At 64.2% G+C, this 20,155-nt stretch carries 16 protein-coding genes; 4 read left to right on the top strand and 12 right to left on the bottom strand.

The features are described from left to right. Nucleotides 1–55: 55 nt before the first annotated feature. Nucleotides 56–1,612, bottom strand: a complete 1,557-nt coding sequence (locus ACIQUG_RS07815) for an ABC transporter substrate-binding protein (RefSeq protein WP_402320621.1) — start codon at nt 1,610–1,612, stop codon at nt 56–58. 207 nt (nt 1,613–1,819) lie between these two features. Between ACIQUG_RS07815 and ACIQUG_RS07810 the strand changes: the two genes are divergently transcribed. Next, the gene (locus ACIQUG_RS07810; RefSeq protein ID WP_402319325.1) at nt 1,820–2,614 is read left to right on the top strand and encodes a helix-turn-helix domain-containing protein; all 795 of its coding nucleotides are present in this window, start codon (nt 1,820–1,822) and stop codon (nt 2,612–2,614) included. A gap of 54 nt (nt 2,615–2,668) precedes the next feature. Continuing rightward, a complete protein-coding gene (locus ACIQUG_RS07805; protein ID WP_402319322.1) occupies nt 2,669–3,010 on the top strand; it encodes a PAAR domain-containing protein in 342 nt (113 codons plus the stop codon). Between the two features lie 9 nt (nt 3,011–3,019). Here the strand turns inward: ACIQUG_RS07805 and ACIQUG_RS07800 are convergent, their stop codons facing one another. Next, nucleotides 3,020–4,471: a LuxR C-terminal-related transcriptional regulator gene (locus tag ACIQUG_RS07800; protein WP_402319319.1), complete on the bottom strand. Its 1,452-nt coding sequence runs from the start codon at nt 4,469–4,471 to the stop codon at nt 3,020–3,022. Nucleotides 4,472–4,693: 222 nt separating this feature from the next. Here ACIQUG_RS07800 and ACIQUG_RS07795 point away from each other — a divergent pair, with 222 nt between their 5' ends. Next, nucleotides 4,694–4,948, top strand: coding sequence for a DUF1127 domain-containing protein (locus ACIQUG_RS07795; protein ID WP_402319316.1), 255 nt, complete (start codon nt 4,694–4,696; stop codon nt 4,946–4,948). Between the two features lie 54 nt (nt 4,949–5,002). On the opposite strand, the gene ACIQUG_RS07790 is transcribed toward ACIQUG_RS07795, so the two are convergent. From ACIQUG_RS07790 to ACIQUG_RS07750, 9 genes are all read right to left on the bottom strand, one after another. Beyond that, nucleotides 5,003–6,634: an ABC transporter ATP-binding protein gene (locus tag ACIQUG_RS07790; RefSeq protein ID WP_402319314.1), complete on the bottom strand. Its 1,632-nt coding sequence runs from the start codon at nt 6,632–6,634 to the stop codon at nt 5,003–5,005. After that, complete coding sequence (locus tag ACIQUG_RS07785; protein ID WP_043624703.1) at nt 6,627–7,454, bottom strand: ABC transporter permease; 828 nt, start codon at nt 7,452–7,454, stop codon at nt 6,627–6,629. The genes ACIQUG_RS07790 and ACIQUG_RS07785 overlap by 8 nt, the downstream gene beginning before the upstream one ends. Then, nucleotides 7,451–8,587 (bottom strand): ABC transporter permease, encoded by a 1,137-nt coding sequence (locus ACIQUG_RS07780; RefSeq protein WP_402319312.1) that lies wholly within the window; start codon nt 8,585–8,587, stop codon nt 7,451–7,453. Before ACIQUG_RS07780 ends, ACIQUG_RS07785 begins: the two co-directional genes overlap by 4 nt. Then, on the bottom strand, nt 8,572–10,161 hold the full coding sequence (locus ACIQUG_RS07775; RefSeq protein ID WP_402319309.1) for an ABC transporter substrate-binding protein: 1,590 nt from the start codon (nt 10,159–10,161) through the stop codon (nt 8,572–8,574). Before ACIQUG_RS07775 ends, ACIQUG_RS07780 begins: the two co-directional genes overlap by 16 nt. Nucleotides 10,162–10,534: 373 nt before the next feature. Next, the gene (locus tag ACIQUG_RS07770) at nt 10,535–11,317 is read right to left on the bottom strand and encodes a carnitinyl-CoA dehydratase (protein WP_043624779.1); all 783 of its coding nucleotides are present in this window, start codon (nt 11,315–11,317) and stop codon (nt 10,535–10,537) included. A gap of 5 nt (nt 11,318–11,322) precedes the next feature. Further along, nucleotides 11,323–13,389 (bottom strand): acetate--CoA ligase family protein, encoded by a 2,067-nt coding sequence (locus ACIQUG_RS07765; protein ID WP_402319306.1) that lies wholly within the window; start codon nt 13,387–13,389, stop codon nt 11,323–11,325. Nucleotides 13,390–13,627: 238 nt separating this feature from the next. Then, nucleotides 13,628–14,788 (bottom strand): acyl-CoA dehydrogenase family protein, encoded by a 1,161-nt coding sequence (locus tag ACIQUG_RS07760; RefSeq protein ID WP_029742617.1) that lies wholly within the window; start codon nt 14,786–14,788, stop codon nt 13,628–13,630. 139 nt (nt 14,789–14,927) lie between these two features. Further along, on the bottom strand, nt 14,928–16,421 hold the full coding sequence (locus ACIQUG_RS07755) for a carnitine 3-dehydrogenase (protein WP_402319302.1): 1,494 nt from the start codon (nt 16,419–16,421) through the stop codon (nt 14,928–14,930). A 175-nt stretch (nt 16,422–16,596) separates the two neighbouring features. Continuing rightward, nucleotides 16,597–17,499 (bottom strand): 3-keto-5-aminohexanoate cleavage protein, encoded by a 903-nt coding sequence (locus tag ACIQUG_RS07750; protein ID WP_192446809.1) that lies wholly within the window; start codon nt 17,497–17,499, stop codon nt 16,597–16,599. 108 nt (nt 17,500–17,607) lie between these two features. On the opposite strand from ACIQUG_RS07750, the gene ACIQUG_RS07745 reads away from it, so the two are divergent. Continuing rightward, nucleotides 17,608–18,579, top strand: coding sequence for a GlxA family transcriptional regulator (locus tag ACIQUG_RS07745; protein WP_402319298.1), 972 nt, complete (start codon nt 17,608–17,610; stop codon nt 18,577–18,579). A gap of 323 nt (nt 18,580–18,902) precedes the next feature. Here the strand turns inward: ACIQUG_RS07745 and ACIQUG_RS07740 are convergent, their stop codons facing one another. Beyond that, a complete protein-coding gene (locus tag ACIQUG_RS07740; protein WP_402319295.1) occupies nt 18,903–20,081 on the bottom strand; it encodes a LysR family transcriptional regulator in 1,179 nt (392 codons plus the stop codon). Nucleotides 20,082–20,155 lie beyond the last annotated feature (74 nt).

Genomic DNA, 20,155 nt, shown 5'->3' with positions numbered 1-20,155 from the left:
TGGTCTCTCGGGAAGTCCCGGACGCGAACCCGCGTCCGGCTTTCATCGCAATGGCTTAGCTGTCGAACCAGACGCGGCTGCCGACGTAGCCGTTCGAGAGGTCGTTGCCGATGTCGTCGACAAAGCCCTTGAGCGAGGCGGAGGCGGCGTTCACGTAGTCGTTGAAGACCGGCAGGATCAGGCCGCCTTCGTCGCGCACCGTCATCGCCATGGTGTGATACATCTCCTTGCGCTTGGCTTCGTCGAGCTCGGAGCGGGCCTGAAGCAGCAGCTTGTCGAAATCCTCGCGCTTGAAGCGCGTGTCGTTCCACTCGGCGGTCGAGAGGTAGGAGGTCGAGTAGCGCGAATCCTGCGTCGGCCTTCCGCCCCAATAGGAGGCGCAGAACGGCTGCACGTTCCAGACATTGGTCCAGTAGCCGTCTTCCGGCTCGCGGCGCACTTCGATCTCGATGCCGGCCTTCTTGGCGCTTTCCTGGAAGAGCACGGCGGCGTCGGAAGCCCCGGGGAAGGCGGCGTCGGAGGTGCGCAAGAGGATCGGCCTGTCGTGGCCGGACTTCTTGAAGTGGAAGGCGGCCTTGTCCGGGTCATAGGCGCGCTGCTCGATGCCCTCAGGTGCCAGCGCATAGTTGCCGTTGACCGGATAGTCGTTGCCGAGCGTGCCGAAGCCGCCGAGCACCCGATCGAGGATCGCCTGGCGGTCTACCGCATATTTCAGCGCCAGCCGCAGGTCGTTGTTGTCGAAGGGCGCGGTGTCGCAATGCATCAGGAAGCTGTAGAAGCCCTTGCCGGCGGTGCGCAGGATCTCGACACGCGGGGCGCGCTTCAAGAGCGGCACGGTCTTCGGGTCGATGTTGTTGATGAAATGGACCTGACCGGAGGAAAGTGCTGCAATGCGCGCCGTCGTGTCGTTCATCACGATGATCTCGACACTGTCGACGAAGCCGCGGTCGGAGCGCCAGTCGTCGGCGTTCTTTTCAAAGGTGGCTCGCAGGCCAGCCTCGTAGCTTGAAAGCTTGTAGGGACCGGTGCCGATGGGCGAGGCCGGATTGTCGACGCCGCCCTTCGGCTGGATGATCAGGTGGTAGTCGGTCAGAAGCAGCGGCAGGTCGGCATTGCCTTCGGTGAGCGTCAGCACCAGGCTGCCTGCCTTCTCCTCGATCGTCTTGATCGAGCGCATCAGCCCGAGCGCGCCGGACTTCGAGCCTTCGTCCGCATGGCGCTTCAGCGTCGCGACGACGTCGGCGACCGTCAGCTTGCTGCCGTCGTGGAAGCTCACGTCGCTACGGATCTTGAAGGTCCACTGCGACGCATCGGCAGACGGTTCCCAAGATTCGGCGAGCGCCGGCAGCGGCGCGCCGGTCTTCGGGTCGGATTCGACCAGTGTGTCGCCCCACAGGTGGCCGATGACGAAGGAGACCGAACCACTATAGGCGGCGGGATCGAGCGAATCCGTGGTGGCGCCGCCCTTGAGGCCAAGTTTCAGATGGCCACCGCGCTTTGGCTCTTGCGCGCGTGCATCGGTTGCCGCGAGCGTGCCACCGAAGCCGGCGGCAAGACCCAGCGCTGCGGTGCCGGCCAGAAAGCCGCGCCGGCTGAGGCCGGTCGAAGCCATGTTCGCCGGGATAAGGAGGCCGTCAGGACGCTTCGCGAATTCGGTCATTTCAGGGTTCCCTTTGTGTGATGCTTGTGAGGAAAACCTAGCGTTTGCCGGCCGTCACACAATTTCGCGACTTGACGCGCTCTTACGCTCTTTTACGCTACCTGGGCGCCTTCGGTTCGAACGGGCTGAAACTGCGCTGAATGGGGTTCGGATAGTATCGTGCAGGACGTCGAAATCTTCGCCGCCAATCTCAGGTTCGCCTGTGCGACCAAACGGTCGATCTCGCAGATTTGCCGCGAGATCGGCATCAACCGGCAGCAGTTCAACCGCTATATCGCCGGCGAGGCACGGCCGTCGGCGCACAATGTCGCGCGCATTGCCCGCTTCTTCGGGCTCTCCGCGGAAGACTTCGCGTTGCCGGCCAAACAGTTCGAGGCGCGCATGACGCGGCCGGATCGGGATCGCTCGGATGCCGGCCTGTTGCTTGAGGGCTTTCCGGGCGACATCGCCGGCCTCAGGCGTCATATCGGCTACTATCAGACCTATCACGTGTCGCTCTCGTGGCCGGGCCTCGTCGTCTGCTCCTGCGCGCGGATCTACGAGGAGGCGGGCTCGATCCGGGTGAAATCGATCGAGCGCATCCGCGATCCCGCAAACGAGATCCAGCAGTTCTCCAAATATGTCGGCCTCGTCACTCTTTGGCGAAATCGGATCTTCATCGCCGAGCGCAGCATCGGGCGGGAGCCGATGCTGGCGCAGACGATCCTTTTGCCGTTCGAAGTGCACCAGCGGGTCTATCTGCGCGGCACCACCATGGGGGTCTCCTGGCGCAAGGAGAACCTGCCTTACGCATCGCGGATGATCTGGCGCTCGCTCGGGGAACAGCCGGACTTGCGGCAGATGCTCTCGCGCTGCGGCGTGCTGTCCTTCGGCTCGCGGCACCTGCCGCAGACGGTCCGGGCCTTCCTCGATACGCCCGATGCCGAGCTCTTGAGCATACCGACCGAATATTGAGGCGGCGTCGCCATGTGGTAGGTTTCGTCGAAAGGGGAGATTGAGGAGGGATCAATGAAATCTGTTGTGGTCGCCATCGCCTGCCTGTGCGTCGCCTTGCCGATGTCACCGGCAAAGGCCGAGGAAGCACGGACGCCGGTCCCGTCCTGTGCGCTCTCGGGTGCTTCCAGCGTGATGATCGGCGGCCAGCCGGCGCTCAGGCTCTCCGACGTCGCCAATTGCCCGCCGGAACTTTACGAGGTGGTGCCGAGCATCATGATCGAGGGCCAGCCGGTGGTGCATTTCCGCGCCGGCAGCGGCGAAAAGGGCGATTGCACGGCCAAGGGCGAGGCGACGGTGACCTTCGAAGGCGAGGCGGCGCAGCGGGTGGGCGACGTCGATTGCCGGCAGAAGTGACGGCTGTCGTCAGTCGAGCCGCGCCAACCGGGCACCCTCCCGAACGGCTGAAAGCGCCGGCGGATTGGAGATCGGATAGCCGGCAACGAAGCCCTCGACCGTGAACGACGGGAACTGGGTTTGCAGCCGCGCCGCGACCTCTGCCGCTTCAACCATCTCGCCAAGGTAGGCATGCGCCATCGCCTGGAACATCAGTGTGTTGGGCGATTCCTGCGAACTCTTTTCAAGCGCGGACAGGCATTCGCGATAGCGCCCGACGACGAAGAGAACGCGCCCGAACATGCCATGGTACCAGGGCGGGCCGAGTGGGTTGAGCGAGAGGGCGCGCTCGATGAAGGGAATCCCATCGGCGGGATCGCCGACGATCAGGGCCTTGGCTCCTGCGAGCAGTGCCAGCGTATCGGCGTTGTTCCTGCCATATTCGAGCGCCCGGGCATGGGCCTCGGCGGCGCCTGCGAGATCACCGATGCAGGCTTTGAAATCGCCGATGCAGGTATGGCCGGCAGGATCCGTCGGATCGAGCCGCAGCGCCTCCTCGGCGGCGCTTCGCCAGTTCTTTCTTGCGCTTTCGAGGTCGTCGCCGAAGCCGTTGGCCGCCTGGATGGAATGGGCATAGGCAAGCTCCGTCCAGGCGCGTGCGCGCGTCGGATCGAGTTCGATCGAGCGGGTGAGCAACTGCATGGCGGCGGCGTTGCCGTCGGGGCTGAAGCGATTGTGCTGTTCGACGCCCAGCAGAAAGTAGTCATAAGCCTGCAGGCTGCCCGGCGGCTTCTGCCGGCTCGCCTTGCGGCCGATGGCGGCCAGCGTGCCGAAGCAGCCGGCGAGCACGTTGATAACGCTTTCGGTGAGGCTGTCCTGCAGCGTCAGCACGTCTTCCATCGTGCGCTCGTAGCGCTCGCTCCAGAGCGTCATGCCGCTGCGCGTGTCGGAAAGCTGGATCGTCAGGCGGACCCGCCGGTCGTCGGCGCGCAGCTGCCCGGTGATGGCATAGGTGGCGCCAACCGCCTGGACATGGTCTTCGAAGCTCTCGGGCCTGTTGCCGAGCAGTTTCATCGTGTGGAAGGCGATGACCGGGATATCAGCGAAGCGGGCCAGGTCGACGCAGATATCGGACGACAGGCCATCGGCGAAACGGCGCCAGCGCTCCTCCGGATTGAGGCTTTCGATGGGGAAGACCGCGAGTGTCGGTGAGGCTGGCTCAGCCAACCGCGATGGCGCGACTGCTTGTGTTGCCGTCCTGCCGGCCACCATCTGCGCGACCGAGGCGGCAAGCTCGATCTTGTTGCGGACGCCGAGCTTGCCGTAGATCGTCGCCAGGTGCGTGCGCACCGTCGACGGCGCGATGAACAGTGCCTCGCCGATTTCGCGATAGGTCAGGCCGGCGGCAAAGCGCTCGGCCACGGCGCGCTCGCGGTCTGACAGGGTTTCGGTGGCGACCTGTGGTGTCGGGATACGGTTCATGGCTGCTTCCTGCCATCTGACCGGGCCGTTTTCAATGGCGACATACGGCAAGGTGCCACAGCGCCTCTCACGCGTCCAACGGGACACGCGGCGCTGCCGCCAAAATACTACAAATGCAGGAGAGGAAAACACAGCAGCTGCGCGATGTGGCGCGCGTCCGACACGCCTAAAGTTCCGACAGTGTTTCAACGCCCCAAGGGGCCAGAAGAGGTGGGAACGGCGATGAGCAGCCTGCTTTCCGGAATGTCCGATTTCTATCATGCTGTCCGGCTGGATCTCAGCCAGCCGGCCAAGTATCTGGCCGACAGCCTTGGCCGTCACGATCCCTTCCGTATCCTTGTCATCTGGGAGGACCGCGTTCGCGTCCGCGAGCAACTTCAGCGGATGGCCGACCAATATCCGGAGCGGCTGAGGGATATCGGGATGACCATGGCGCAGGTGCGGGCCGAGACGAGCAAGGCCTTCTGGCAACGCTGATTGATCCGGGGAGATGGGAAAAGGCGGCACGCGATTGTGCCGCCTTTTCGTTTTTCAGTTGCCGGCGCTTTCCATGCGGCGCGTCTTCAAGACGCGCTCCAGCCAGCCGATCTCCATCTCCGGAACCGACTTCAACAAGAGGTCGGTGTAGTCGTCGAAGGGCGGCGACAGCACCTTCGACTTCGGCCCGAAGCGCACGAGGCGGCCGCGATGCATGACCGCGACGCTGTCGGCGATCGCCCGCACGATGGCGATGTCGTGGGTGATAAAGACATAGGAAACAGCGGTTTCCTCCTGAAGCTTCAAAAGCAGATTCAGGATGCCTTCAGCCACCAGCGGATCAAGCGCGGAGGTCGGCTCGTCGCAGAGGATCAGCTCCGGCTTGGCGGCAAGAGCGCGGGCGATCGCCACGCGCTGCTTCTGGCCGCCCGATAGTTCGGCCGGGTAACGATCGAGGAAGCGGCTGCCCATCTCGATCTGGTCGAGCAACTCGTTCACCCGCTCGGTCTTCTTCTGGCCGTGCAGGCCGAAGTAGAAGGAGAGTGGACGCCCGACGATGTCGCGTACCGTCTGGCGCGGGTTCATCGCCGTATCGGCCATCTGGTAGATCATCTGGATGCGGCGAAGCTCGTCGTTGCTACGGCCCTTCAGGGCGCGCGGCAGCTCCTTGCCTTCGAACGAGATGCGACCCTCGGTCGGCGGCAGGAGCCCGGTGATGACGCGGGCGAGCGTCGACTTGCCTGAACCGCTTTCGCCGACGATCGCCAGCGTCTGGCCCTTCGGCAGATGCATCGAGACATCGTGCAGCACCTTGAAGCCGTTGGCATAGCCGGCACTGATATTTTCGATCTTCAGCTGCGTCCCGGTCTGGTCGGCAGCTTCCTCGCGTTTCGTCTGGCGGACGCTGACGAGTGCCCGGGTGTAGTCTTCCCGCGGAGCCTCGATGATCTGTTTCGTCGAGCCGTATTCCACCGTCTTGCCGTGGCGCAGCACCATGATGTCGTCGGAGATCTGGGCAACGACCGCAAGATCGTGGGTGATATAGAGCGCTGCCGTATGCGTTTCCTCGATCGCGTGCTTGATTGCGGCGAGCACGTCGATCTGGGTCGTCACGTCGAGCGCCGTTGTCGGCTCGTCGAAGACGATCAGTTCCGGGTTGGGGCAGAGCGCCATGGCGGTCATGGCGCGCTGCAGTTGCCCGCCGGAGACCTGATGCGGGTAGCGGTCACCGAAGGTTTCCGGATTGGGCAGGCCGAGCACCCGGAAGAGATAGAGCGCCCGTTTCTTTGCCTCGTCGCGGCTCATGATGCCGTGGCGCAGCGACGCCTCGATCACCTGATCGCCCAACCTGTGGGCCGGGTTGAAGGCGGCGGCCGCCGACTGCGCGACATAGCAGACGCGGGCGCCGCGGATCGAGCGGATGCCTTGTCTGTCGAGCGTCAGGATGTCCTTGCCATCGAGCAGGACTTCTCCGCCGGTAATGCGCACGCCACCGCGGCCATAGGCAAGCGCCGAAAGCCCGATCGTCGACTTGCCGGCGCCGGATTCGCCGATGAGCCCAAGCACCTTGCCCTTCTGCACGGTGAAAGACACGCCTTCGACGAGGGTGACGACCTTGGGCGGTTCGCCTGGCGGATAGCTGGTCGCTTCGATCTTGAGGTTCTTGACGGAAAGCATCTCAGGCATCGCCGCGTCCTCCCTTGAGGCTGGAGGTTCTCTTCATCAGCCAGTCGACCACGAGGTTGACGCAGATCGCGAGCGTGGCGATCGCTGCCCCCGGGATCAGCGCCGCCGAGATGCCGAAGATGATGCCGTCCTTGTTGTCCTTGACCATGCCGCCCCAGTCGGCCGCCGGCGGCTGGATGCCGAGCCCGAGGAAGGAGAGGGTGGAGAGAAACAGGATCGAGAAGGCGAAGCGCAGGCCGAATTCGGCGAGCAGCGGCGACAGCGTGTTCGGCAGGATCTCGCGGAAGATAATCCAGAGCGAACCTTCGCCGCGCAGCCGTGCCGCCTCGACGAACTCCATGACCGCGACGTCGAGCGCGACGGCGCGGCCGATGCGGAAGACGCGGGTACTGTCGAGCACCGCCATCACGAGGATCAGGATCCACAGGTGCTGCGGCAGCACGGCGAGAACGACGAGGGCGAAGATCAGCGTCGGGATCGCCATCATCAGGTCGTTGAAGCGGGAGAAGAGCTGGTCGGTGAAGCCGCCAACGACGGCGGCCGTGAAGCTCAACAGCATGCCCAGCGAGAAGGAGAGCACGGTTGCCGCCAGCGCCACGAAGATGGTGGTGCGGGCGCCATAGATCAGACGCGAGAGCAGGTCGCGGCCGAGATTGTCGGTGCCGAGCAGGAAGTCGCCGCCGGCCGGAAGCCAGACGTCGCCGACAACATCACGTTCGCCGAAGGGGGCGATGACGGGCGCAAAGAGGGCGCAGAAGATCGCGATCGCGATGCCGGCGATGCCGATCCAGGCGCTGAAGGGGATGGATCTCAGGTTCATCGCGGATGCCTCAGTCTCGGGTTGGCGATGATCGCGAGAATGTCGGCCGCCATGTTCAGGAAGATGTAGAAGGCGGCAAAGATCAGGCCGCAGGCCTGAACGACCGGCATGTCGCGCACGGTCACCGCATCCACCATGTATTGGCCCATGCCGGGATAGACGAAGACCACTTCGACGACGACCACGCCGACAACGAGATAGGCAAGGTTGAGCGCAATGACGTTGATGACCGGCGCCACGGCGTTGGGGGCGGCGTGACGCGCGATGATGCGGAACATGCCGAGCCCCTTCAACTCTGCCGTCTCGACATAGGCCGACGACATGACGTTGAGGATCGCCGCCCGGGTCATACGCATCATGTGGGCAAGTACGACCAGCACGAGGGTCGCGACCGGAAGGGCGATCGCCGAGAGACGCTCGGTGAAGCTCATGCTGTCATAGACGGTCGCAGGGAAGGTCGCGACGCCGTATTTGACGGCAAAGAACATGATCAGCAGATAGCCGACGAAGAACTCGGGCAGGGAGATGGCCGCGAGCGAGACGACGTTGACGATCTTGTCGGGCAGCCGGTTTCGAAACTGTACCGCCAGCATGCCGAGCCCGACGGCGAGCGGCACGGAAACGAGGGCCGCGAAGAAGGCGAGGAACAGCGAGTTGCCGAGGCGCTTGGAAATCTGTTCGCCGACCGAGTTCTTGCTCGCCCAGGAGGTGCCGAAATCGCCCTGCAAGGCGCCGCCGAGCCAGGAGACGTAGCGTTCGGTCCAGGGGCGATCGAGGCCGAGATCCTTGCGGATGTTTTCGACCGCCTGCGGCGTTGCCGACTGGCCGAGATAGGTGGTGGCGAAGTCGCCCGGAAGCGCCTCGATGCCGCCGAAGATCATCAGCGATACGGCAAAGAGCAGCCCGACGCTCAGGCCGAGGCGCTGCAGGACCAACGCCGCGAGCGGGCGGCGGAAGGTGAAGCGTCGCCAGAAGGTGCCGCCGATTTCACCATTCGAGGGATTGGCGGCAGGGATTGGTTTTGCTGGTACTCCGGAAAGTTCGGCAGACCGCGGGTGTGTTGCACCCGCGGTTCCATCCGTCGAAACCGGACCAGTGAGCGGTCCGCTTTCCATCATCATGCGTCCAGCCATACCCGGGTTGCGACGTAACCGTTCGACATGTCGTTGCCGATATCGTGCACATAGCCCTTCACCTGCTTGGTGGAGGCGTTCACGAAGTCGTTGAACATCGGCAGGATCAGGCCGCCTTCGTCACGCACCATCATCGCCATGGTGCGGTACATGTCCTTGCGCTTGGCCTCGTCGAGTTCGGCACGGGCCTCGAGCAGGATCTTGTCGAAGTCCGGGCGCTTGAAGCGGGTGTCGTTCCAGTCAGCGGTCGACAGGTAAGCGGTCGAATACATCTGGTCCTGGGTCGGACGGCCGCCCCAGTAGGAGGTGGAGAAGGGCTGCACGTTCCAGACGTTGGTCCAGTAGCCGTCGCCCGGCTCGCGCTTGACCTCGATCTCGATGCCCGCCTTCTTGGCGCTTTCCTGGTAGAGCACGGCCGCATCTACTGCACCCGGGAAGGCGACGTCGGAGGTGCGCAGGAGCACCGGACCGTTATGGCCGGATTTCTTGTAGTGGAAGGCCGCCTTGTCCGGATCGTAGGCGCGCTGCTCGATGCCTTCGGGGAAGAGGGCATAGGTATCGTTGATCGGGAAGTCGTTGCCGACCTTGCCGTAGCCGCCGAGGATGCGCTGGACCATGGTCTCGCGGTCCATCGAATATTTCAGCGCCATGCGCAGGTCGTTGTTGTCGAAGGGGGCGGTGTTGCAATGCATGATGAACACGTAGTGGCCGCGGCCGGAGGTGTTCAGGATCTCGACCGTCGGCGCCTTCTTCAGAAGGTTGACCGTCTTCGGATCGACGCGGTTGATGTAGTGCACCTGGCCGGACGAAAGGGCGGCGATACGGGCAGTCGCGTCGTTCATGGCGATCAGCTCGACTGAGTCCACGTAGCCGCGGTCGGTGCGCCAGTCGTCGGCGTTCTTCTCGAAGGTGGCGCGAACGCCGGCTTCGAAGCTCGTGACCTTGAAGGGACCGGTGCCGATCATCGCGTCCGGCTTGTCGATGCCGCCGCCCGGCTGGATGATCAGGTGATAGTCGGTAAGGAGCAGCGGCAGGTCGGCATTGCCTTCGGTCAGCACGAGCACCAGCTTGTCGCCGTCGGCCTTGATCTCCTTGATCGACTTCATCACGCCGAGTGCGCCGGATTCTGATTTTTCGTCGGTGTGGCGCTGCAGCGTCTTGATAACGTCGTCGAGCGTCAGTTCCTTGCCGTCATGGAATTTCACGCCCTTGCGGATATTGAAGGTCCAGGTCGAGGCGTCGGCTGACGGCTCCCAGGATTCGGCAAGGGCCGGCACTGGCGCGCCCGTCGTCGGGTGGCTTTCGACCAGCATGTCGCCCCAGTTGCGGCCGACGACGAACATGAACTGCGAAAGCGCCTTGGCCGGGTCCTTCGAGTCGGTGGCGGCAGCGCCTTCAAGACCGAGCTTCAGGTGGCCGCCGCGCTTCGGCTCCTGCGCCTGAGCGCTGGTGGCAAACAGCGTGCCTGCGGTCGAGGCGAGAATGCCGGCAGCGGCCGCGCGGCCCAAAAACTCGCGGCGGTTCATCTTGCCGAGCATGACCTGGCGTGTGAGGTAATCCTTGTAATCGCTCATTCCCCTGTTCCCTTCTGTTGTCGGCATTCGCCGTTCGTAGTGGTTGGTAGAGATTGCTGCGTACAGCCATTGTATCAGATGGCTTCGGATCGGCCTGACGGCCGCTTTTTCTTCTCTTTCTGTCGTCTTCTCCTTCCCCAGCCGGGGGCGTCCTTCGTTCAGATCGATAAGCGTAATCGCTGGAACTCTTCTTGTAACGCCCTAAATTACAATTTATTTCCATAAGCTTGGCTTATGGATGCGTGTTTGATGGCGCGCGGCTTTTCCCGCGCGTCTCGTCACGTCTTGGTGCCGGTCGCCCGGCTCGGTTGCCTGCGCCGCCAAGGCTTGGCGGGGATGCGCTTTCGGTGATTTCACGCGAAAGCGGGATGCTCTAGCGACCCTTCCAGACGGGGTCGCGCTTCTCGGTGAAGGCGCGCACGCCTTCCAGCTGATCTTCGCTCGAATAGAGAATATCGACGGTCTTGAACTGTCGCTTGGTGATCTTGTTCATCGTCCCCTGGAAGGTGTCGCCCTCGGCGGCACGCACCACTTCCTTGATCGCGGCATAAACGAGCGGCGGGCCGCTTTCGAGCAGGCGCGCCAGTTCCCAGGCGCGGTCCATCAGCTTGCCCGCCGGCAGGATCTCGTTGACGAAACCCCAGCGGTTGGCCTCGACTGCATCGAGCCAGCGGCCGGTGAGCAGCATGTCCATGGCGATGTGATAGGGGATGCGCTTCGGCAGTTTGATCGAGGCGGCGTCGGCAACGGTGCCGGAGCGGATTTCGGGCAGCGCGAAAGTCGCGTGTTCGGCGGCAAGGATCAGGTCGGTCGAAAGCGCGATTTCCAGCCCACCGCCGCAGCAGATGCCGTTGATCGCCGCGATGATCGGCTTGTTGAGATCGCGCAGCTCCTGCATGCCGCCGAACCCGCCGACGCCATAGTCGCCGTCGACGGCGTCACCGCCGGCGGCCGCCTTCAAGTCCCATCCCGGACAGAAGAATTTTTCGCCGGCGCCGGTGATGATGGCGACGCGCAAGGTGTCGTCGTCGCGGAAATCGCGGAAGATCTCGCCCATCACCCGGCTGGTCGCCAGGTCGATGGCATTGGCCTTCGGCCGGTCGATGGTGACTTCGAGAATGCCGCCTTCGCGGCGTGTGCGGATCGGTCCGGTCATCTCTGTCATTTCCTCCGGCGGATCAGGGCGTCGGCAGCAACGGCACCCTGACCGTTCGGCAACACCATCATAGGATTGATATCCAGTTCTTCGAGTTTCGAAGCGTTTGCAACGACATAGGATGCCGCTGCCGCGACAGCCTCGATCAAAGCGGCGTAATCGGCGGCAGGCGCCCCGCGATAACCGTCGAGCAGCTTGCGGATCTTCAGCCCGCCGATCGCCGCGCTGATCGCTTCCGGTGTCGTCGGCAGCGTCAGGATGGCGGAATCGTCGAGCAGTTCCACAAGGATGCCGCCGGCGCCGATGGTCAGAACCGGCCCGGCGACGGGGTCGCGCATGGCGCCGATGATGAGTTCGGCGACGGGCTTGCCCACCATCTTTTCGACGAGGTAGCCGGAGGCGACCCCGGCCATGGTTTTGGCCGCCGCATGGACCTCATCGCGGCTCGTGAGGTTGAGTTTCACTGCGCCCGCCTCGGTCTTGTGGGCGACGCCGAGGCCCTTCAGTACGACCGGGAAGCCGAGCGCTTCGGCAGCCGCTGCTGCCTCCTCGGCGGTTGCCGCCGTCTTGCCCTTCGGCACGGTGAGGCCTGCGGCGGCAAGCTCCACCTTCGCCTCGTGTTCGCTGAGGGTGACGGCTTCACCATCGTCGGCTTCAATACCGTCGAGCAGACGGGGCGGGGCGGGCTTTGCCCAGACAGCGCCGATATCGGCTGCCGTCTCGATCGCGGCCAAGGCCTCCTCGATGCCGAAGAAGGGCACGATGCCGGCCTTCATCAGAAAGAGCGCGGTTGCCTCCGGCATGTTTTCGCCGAGGCTTGCGACGATGCCGGCGCGAGCGCCGGTGGCTCTCGCCGCGTCGATCACGGCATGGCAGGTGGTCTCCCAGTCGGCCGGGTCGCAGCGGTCGAGACGGGGGAAGTCGAGCACGAGCAGATTGATGGCATAGCCGCCCTTCATCATCCCGGTGAAAGCGGTCGTCTGCTTCTCGCGGTTGCCCCAAACGAAGGTGTGGTAGTCGAGCGGGTTGGCGATCGTCACCATCTCGCCGAGCGCGTCCTTCAGCGGCTTCTTCTGCTCGTCGCGCAAGGGGCGGTAGTTCACTCGGTAGCGTTCGCCGGCATCCGCCATCAGCGAGGCCTCGCCGCCGGAGCAGCTCATCGAGGAGATGTCGCGGCTGTCGAGCGGGCCTGCCACGTGCAGCAGCTTCAGGGTTTCCAGAAGTGCGGGCAGCGTGTCGACGCGGCCGATGCCGAGGCGAGCAAGCAGGGCAGAGGAGACACGGTCGTTACCGGCAAGAGACGCCGTGTGCGACACCGTCGCCAGCTGCGCGGCCTCCGACTTGCCGACCTTCAGCGTCACCACCGGCTTGCCGAGTTCGCGTGCCCGGGTCGCCAGCCGCTCCAGCGCTGCCATACTGTCGAAGCCCTCGATGTGCAGGCCGACGGCGGTGACGCGCGGATCTTCGAGCACGGCGCAGGCGATGTCGGACAAGCCCGTTTGCGCCTGGTTGCCGGCGGTCATGACGTAGGCGAGCGGCAGGCCGCGCGTCTGCATCGAGATGTTGCAGGCGATGTTGGAGGACTGCGTCAGGATCGCGACGCCCTTTTCGACGCGCTGCATGCCGTGCTGGTCCGGCCAGAGCAGGGCGCCATCGAGCATGTTGATGAAGCCGTAGCAATTGGGCCCGACGATCGGCATGTCGGCGGCCGCTTGCACCAGCGCCTCCTGCATGTCGTTGCCGTCGTCAAGCTCGCTCGCCGCCTCTCGGAAGCCCGAGGCATAGCAGACAGCGCCGCCCGCGCCGCGGCTCGCGAGATCGCGGATGATGTCGATCGTCAGCTGCCGGTTGACGCCGACGAAGGAGGCGTCCGGGGCGCCCGGAAGTTCGGCGACGGAGCGGTAGCACTTGCGGCCGAAGATTTCGGTTTCGCGCGGGTGCACCGGCCAGATCTCTCCGGTAAAACCCATCTTGTCGCATTGTTCGATAACGCGCCGCGCTTCCTTGCCGCCAAAGACGGCGATGGTGCGCGGACGGATGAGGCGATCGAGGGAGCGGGGCGTGGAGGTCATGCCGCTTTGCACTCCGTCATGCCGATGGCTGTCGGAGCGCTCGCCACCAACGTCCTCATTCCTGTGCTTGTCACAGGAATCCAGCCGGCTTGCGTCGGCAAGCCGGTAAGGGCTCTCTTCACTTCGAAGCGCATGCGTTGTTTGCTTTGGCCGTGCGCGGTACGGACGTGCCGCTGCTGGATTCCTGTGACAAGCACAGGAATGAGGGAGGGAGAGGAAGCCTGGTCAAACATCCTCATTACGCCCCCAGCGGCCGCAAGAGGTCGCGGCTGATGATGTGGCGCTGGATTTCGGACGTTCCGTCCCAGATGCGCTCGACGCGGGCGTCGCGCCAGAAGCGGGCGAGCGGCAGGTCGTCCATCAGGCCCATGCCGCCAAAGATCTGGATCGCCTCGTCGGTGACGCGGGCGAGCATTTCGGTGGCAAAGACCTTGGCGGATGCGATCTCGCGGTTCGACGGCAGGCCGTTGTCGAGCCGCCAGGCGGCCGACAGCGTCAAAAGGTCGGCGGCGTCGATCTCGGTGATCATGTCGGCGAGCTTGAAGGAGACGCCCTGATTGGCGCCGATCGGCTTGCCGAACTGCTTGCGCTCGGCGGCGTAATTCAGCGCATAGTCGAAGGCGCGGCGAGCGCGGCCGACGGAGGTCGCCGCCACCGTCAGGCGGGTGGCGAACAACCAGTCATTGGCGACGTCAAAACCCTTGTGCACTTCGCCGAGGATCTGGGCGGAGGGCAGGCGGCAATCGTCGAAGGTGAGGACGCAGTTGTTGTAGCCGCGGTGGGAAACGGAGTTGTAGCCCTTGCGGATCTCGAAGCCCGGCGTGCCGCGGTCGACGAGGAAACAGGTGATCTTCTTCTTCGGCCCGCGCGGCGTGTCCTCTTCGCCGGTTGCGATGAAGACGATGACGAAATCGGCGATGTCGGCATGGCTGATGAAGTGCTTGGTGCCGTTGACGATCCAGTCGTCGCCGTCCTTTCGGGCGAAACACTTCATGCCACGCACGTCGGAGCCGGCGTCCGGCTCGGTCATGGCGAGTGCGTCGAACTTGTCGCCCTTGACCGCCGGCAGCAGGTACTTCTCACGCTGCTCGGCGTTGCAGGCCATCAGGATACCCGAGGGGCGGCCGAAGAAGACGGTGAGGCCCATGGAGCCGCGGCCAAGCTCGCGCTCGACCAGTGTGAAGGACGTGTGGTCGAGACCGGCGCCGCCCACTTCCTCTGGGAAGTTACAGCCGAAAAAGCCGATCTCCTTGCATTTGCGGGCGATCTCCTGGCCGAGTTCGCGGGGCACCACGCCGGTGCGCTCGACCTCGTCCTCATGCGGATAGATTTCGGTTTCGACGAAGCTCCTGACCGTATCGACGATCATCTGCTGTTCTTCGGTCAGTGCGAAATTCATTGTGTTGTTCCCCTCGTTTTCGCGCCGCTGACGTCGGTGCCGCAAACGATGGCCGCCTCCTCAAGCGTCCTTCGGCTGCGGTTTGCGGCTCCGCCACAAGGCGAAGCTGCCTGTCGTTGCCGGCCTGCCGCTGTTGCGGTCAGGCGCGCTTCTGGCCGACGAAGCGTCCGGCACCGTCAGGCGTCGGCAGCTGCGCATGGGCTTCGGTAATCGCGCGCAGCTTGCTCAGCACCGCCTCGGGTGCCGCGACCGCCTTGCCGGCCTTGCTGTCGACATGCAGCATCATCTGTTCGGCGGTGGCCACGGCCTCGTTGGTCGCGGCATTGTAGATCGTCGAGAAGATATGCAGGCGCTTTTCGTCGGACGACAGGATCTGGCAGGTCGAATAGAGCGCCTCGCCGAGCTTGGCTTCGCCGAGGTTCCGGATGTGGGTCTCGACGGTGTAGTAGCTGTGGCCGTCGCGCACGTATTCGAGATCGACGCCGATCAGGCGCAGCACGCCATCGGAGGTGTCGCCGAAGACCTGCAGATAGCGGTGCTCGGTCATGTGGCCGTTGTAGTCGACCCAGGCGGCACTGACCTTGGTGTCGAGGATGCGCAGCGGCTTGACGTCGCCGAGATCGGCTTCCGGCTTCTTCGCGTTTGCCCAGAGCTTGGCTTCGAAGTCGGCGAGCAGTTTGCCTGCACCCCAGCCTTCACCGCCGTTGCCAGATTTCAGCGCATGCATGATGCCGACGAGGTTTTCGTCGCGGATGCGCTCGAGCTCGCGGATCGAGCGGCCGGCGGCCTGCGCGTCCGACTGGGCGCCGATCTTTTCGACCAGCGCATCGTCGAGATCGACGACATCGGTGAACTTCGTCCACGGCCATTTGAGGCACGGGCCGAACTGCGCGAGGAAGTGACGCATGCCGGCCTCGCCGCCGGCGATGCGATAGGTCTCGAACAGGCCCATCTGCGCCCAACGCATGCCGAAGGAATAACGCATGACGTTGTCGAGCGTTTCGGTATCGCAGATGTCGTCCTGGATCAGCCAAAGCGCCTCGCGCCAGAGCGCCTCGAGCAGGCGGTCGCCGACGAAGGCCTCGATCTCCTTGGCGATGACAACGCCCTTCATGCCGATCTGCTCGACGCCAGACATGGCGCGCTCGATCGTCGCTTTCGACGTCTTCTTGCCGCCGACCAGTTCGACGAGCGGCAGGAGGTAGACCGGGTTATAGGGATGCGCCACGAACATGCGTTCCGGGTGGTGCATTTCGGCCTGGAGATCGGACGGCAGCAGGCCCGAAGTGGACGAGCCGATCAGCGCATCGGGCCGTGCGGCCGCATCGATCTTGGTGATGACGCCGCGCTTCAGCTCCAGCCGTTCCGGCACGCTTTCCTGAATCCAGTCAGCGCCTTCGACCGCTTCCTCGATGCTCTTGCAGAAGGTGAGTTTTCCCTTCGGCGGCAGCGGCGCCATGGTCAGCATGGCGTATGCGCGCTCGGCATTGGCCATGACCTCGCCGATGATGCGCTCGGCCTCCGGATGCGGGTCGAAAATTTTTACGTCGATGCCGGCAAGCGCAAAACGCGCCACCCAGGCGCCACCGATGACGCCACCGCCGACACAGGCTGCTTTCTTGATTTCAGTCATTCCTCACCTCGACTTCTAAAATTGCGGACTGCCGACATGCTTGCCTCTGACCTAGGGTTTGCCCCTCACCCTGGGGAGAGGGGACTGGGCGCCCTCGGCTTGCGTCCTTCTCCCCGTCATGCGGGGAGAAGGTGCCGGCAGGCGGATGAGGGGCCCTCTCCGGCACTAGGTAGGCTCAGCGCTTCGTCAGCTTCAGTTTCTCGCGGACCTCCTTCGGTCCGATGATCTTGGCGCCCATGCCCTCGATGACGCCGACGGCCTTTTCGACGAGCTGGCCGTTGGTCGCGAGCTGGCCCTTGCCGATATAGAGGTTGTCCTCGAGGCCGACGCGGACATTGCCGCCGGCAAGGATCGCCGCTGCCGGATAGGCAAGCGCATTGCGGCCGATGGAGAAGGCCGAGAAGGTCCAGTTGGCGGGCACGTTGTTGACCATCGCCATGAAGGTGTTGAGGTCGTCAGGGGCACCCCACGGAATACCCATGCAGAGCTGGATCAGCACCGGATCCTCGATCAGGCCTTCCTCGACGAGCTGCTTGGCAAACCAGAGATGGCCGGTATCGAAGGCCTCGATCTCCGGGCGCACGCCGAGTGCCGTCATCTGGCGGGCCATTTCGCGCAGCATCGACGGCGTGTTGGTCATGACGTAGTCGCCGAGCGAGAAGTTCATGGTGCCGCAGTCGAGCGTGCAGATCTCCGGCAGACATTCGGCCACATGGGCGACACGCTCGGTGGCGCCGGCCATGTCGGTGCCGGTCTCGTTGACGGGGAGGGGCTTCTCGACATTACCGAATACGAGATCGCCGCCCATGCCGGCCGTCAGGTTCAGGACGATATCGATATCGGCGGAGCGGATGCGGTCGGTCACTTCCCGGTAGAGATCGAGCCTGCGCGACGGTGCGCCGGTCTCCGGATCGCGAACGTGGCAGTGGATCACGGCAGCGCCGGCCTTGGCCGCTTCGACCGCCGCTTCGGCGATCTGTTTCGGCGTGATCGGCACGTGGCTGGACTTTGAAACGGTGTCTCCCGAGCCGGTGACGGCACAGGTGATGAATACCTCGCGGTTCATGCTGAGCGGCATTGCTGTCTCCCTTTTATTGGCCCCATTACGAGCCAAGAAGGACCGCGTTGCTTTTCATTATCGGCTTCATTCTATACATTATCGGCGATGAGGCGGAGAAGTTTGGCCATGGATCAGAACGTTTCGCAGGTGCAGCACGTCGATATCCTGGTACTGCCGGAAACCAATCTGATCCTCGTTGCGTCAGTGATCGAGCCGATGCGTGCGGCCAATCGCATTGCCGGCCGCCCGCTCTACGATTGGACGATCTACAGCCCCGATGGGGCGCCGATCGAAACGAAGAGCGGCATTCCCATTCCGGTTTCCGGGGCTTTCCGGCCGCAGCGCGAAACGTCGCCGCTTTTCATCCTCTCGAGCTACAACTGGGAGCGCAGCGCCACCTCGCAATTGAAGATGCTGCTCTCGCAGACGGCAAGGCACCGCGAGATGATGGCCGGCATCGAGTCAGGCTCCTGGCTGCTTGCCGAGACCAGCCTGCTCGACAATTTCAAGGCAACCACCCACTGGGAGGATTTCGAGGATTTCACCGCCGCTTACCCGCAGGTGATTATGGTGCGCGAGCGCTTCGTCATCGACGGCAAGCGCATCACGACCGGCGGCTCGCTGCCGACGCTTGATCTGATGTTGGAACTGATCCGCCGGGCGCACGGCTACTCGCTGGCGCTCGAAGTCTCCCGCCTTTTCATCTACGAGCAGGAGCGCACCCGCGGCGACCTTCTGCAGATGCCGACGATCGGCAACATGCGCATTCTCGATCCGCGCGTCGGCGCTGCCGTGAAGCTGATGGAGGAAACGGTGGAGGCGCCGCTGACGCTCGCAAGGCTCGCCCGCCGCATCGGCGTCAGCACCCGGCACCTGCAGGATCTCTTTCGCGACACGATGGGGGTGGCGCCGCACGAACATTATCTGGCACTCCGTCTTAACGCGGCGCGCCGCAAGGTGATCGAGACGCGGATGGAATTTGCCGACATCGCCGCGATCTCCGGCTTCAACTCGTCATCGTCCTTCTCGCGCAGTTACCGGGCGCACTACCGCGAAAGCCCGAGCGAAACCCGCAGGCGGCTGAAGCTGAAGGGATGAACGGCGCCCTTCATGTGTTGAATGAAGCGGGGATTTCCGGAGTCGTTTCAAGTGGTTGGTGGCCGATGATCAGGAATTGAATCCGGTGCGGTGCGTGACGGAAAGGTTGCGAGCTGGTGCGCCATGTACGGAGCCCGCCTGAGTTCACGACGGCTTTTTCTCCCTCATTCCTGTGCTCGTCACAGGAATCCAGCGAGCCCAAGTCCTTGGGCTGAAGAGTCTATCCGATGCGCCGACGCGCATCGACTGGATTCCTGTGACAAGCACAGGAATGAGGGCGGGCCGAATGCAATGTCCTTGGCGTCGCGCAACGTTGCAAACGATCACGCCGCCGCGGTCGTCTTCATCATCGAAATCATCAGCTCGCCGATCTCGGCGGCAAACGCGCCGCGTGGCCAGACGAGGGTGAGCGACTGCCGATAGGCCGGGCCGAGCCGGATCATGGCCGGCGGACGATGCACGCGGGCGAGCGAGGATTGCGGCAGCACCGAGAGATAGCCGTGCTGGCGAACGAGGTTAATGATCACGGGGATGGAATCGACTTCGACGAGGGTGATGCGCCGCCGCTCGGCTTCATCGAGCGTGTCGTCGAGGAAACGGGCGGCCTCGCGGCGAAGGCCGCTCCTGACGCTCGGCACCGCGATCGGGCAGGCGGCGAGCAACCGTGGCAGGTTGCCGCCCAGGTCCGAAAGCGCGGAGGCTGGGCCGGCGAGAACCAGCGGCGTTTGCGACACCAGCCGGCCGTCGCAGTCGGCGGGGATTTCGGCGACATCGAGCAGGGCGGCATCGAAGCGGCGGCTGCGTAGACCGGCAAGCAGTTCGTCGGCCGTGGTGCTGGAAATGAACAGCGGCTGACGCGGGCGGGCGCGGTGCCAGTTCGCCGTCAGTGCGGCCAGCATGCGGGCGATCTCGCTTTCCGGACCAAGCGGCATGACGGCGCCGAGCCGCCAGGTGGCGACATCGCGGCGGAAACGATCGGCGGAGGCATGGGTCAGCCGCGCCCAGATATCGAGCAGGGCTTCGACGAGCGGGATGATCCTCTCGGCGGTCGCGGTCGAAAGGATGCCGCCATGGGAGCGCTCGAACAGCCGGATGCCGAGATGGCGTTCGAGGTCCGCCATCTGTCGCGTCAGCTGCGGCTGGCCGAGGCCAAGCGCCTTTGCCGTGGCACGGATGCTGCCGGATCGGGCGACCCGAACGAAGCGGTCGAGCGCGACGAGCCCGATCGGCGGCACGGGGTCGGTTGCCGCCTTGCCGGCGAGCGCCAGGATGCCGGCAATACCTGTGGTCGCCTGCCTGACATCGTCCGCGCGGCTGCGCGCCTCCAGCGTCAGGACCAGCGTTGTTTCCTCGCGCCGGAAGAGCGGCATCGAGACCGCCTGTTCGAAGCGTTTGACAGCGGCGCTGACGCTCGATGGTGCGCGACCTGCAAGCGTGGCTGCGCGGCGAATGCCCCCTTCGCGCAGCACCGCATCGACCAGCACGATCGTCGCCAGATCCATAGCCAAATCCCCGGAAACCACGAACGCCGAACGGCTGTTCTGAATTCGGCATCACCCGTTCCAGATTTGGGATA

Source organism: Ensifer sp. NPDC090286, from assembly GCF_044769565.1.
In the GTDB taxonomy this organism is placed as follows: Bacteria; Pseudomonadota; Alphaproteobacteria; order Rhizobiales; family Rhizobiaceae; genus Ensifer.
Note: the sequence above shows the minus strand (reverse complement) of the source record. Positions and strands in the feature narration are given on the sequence as shown.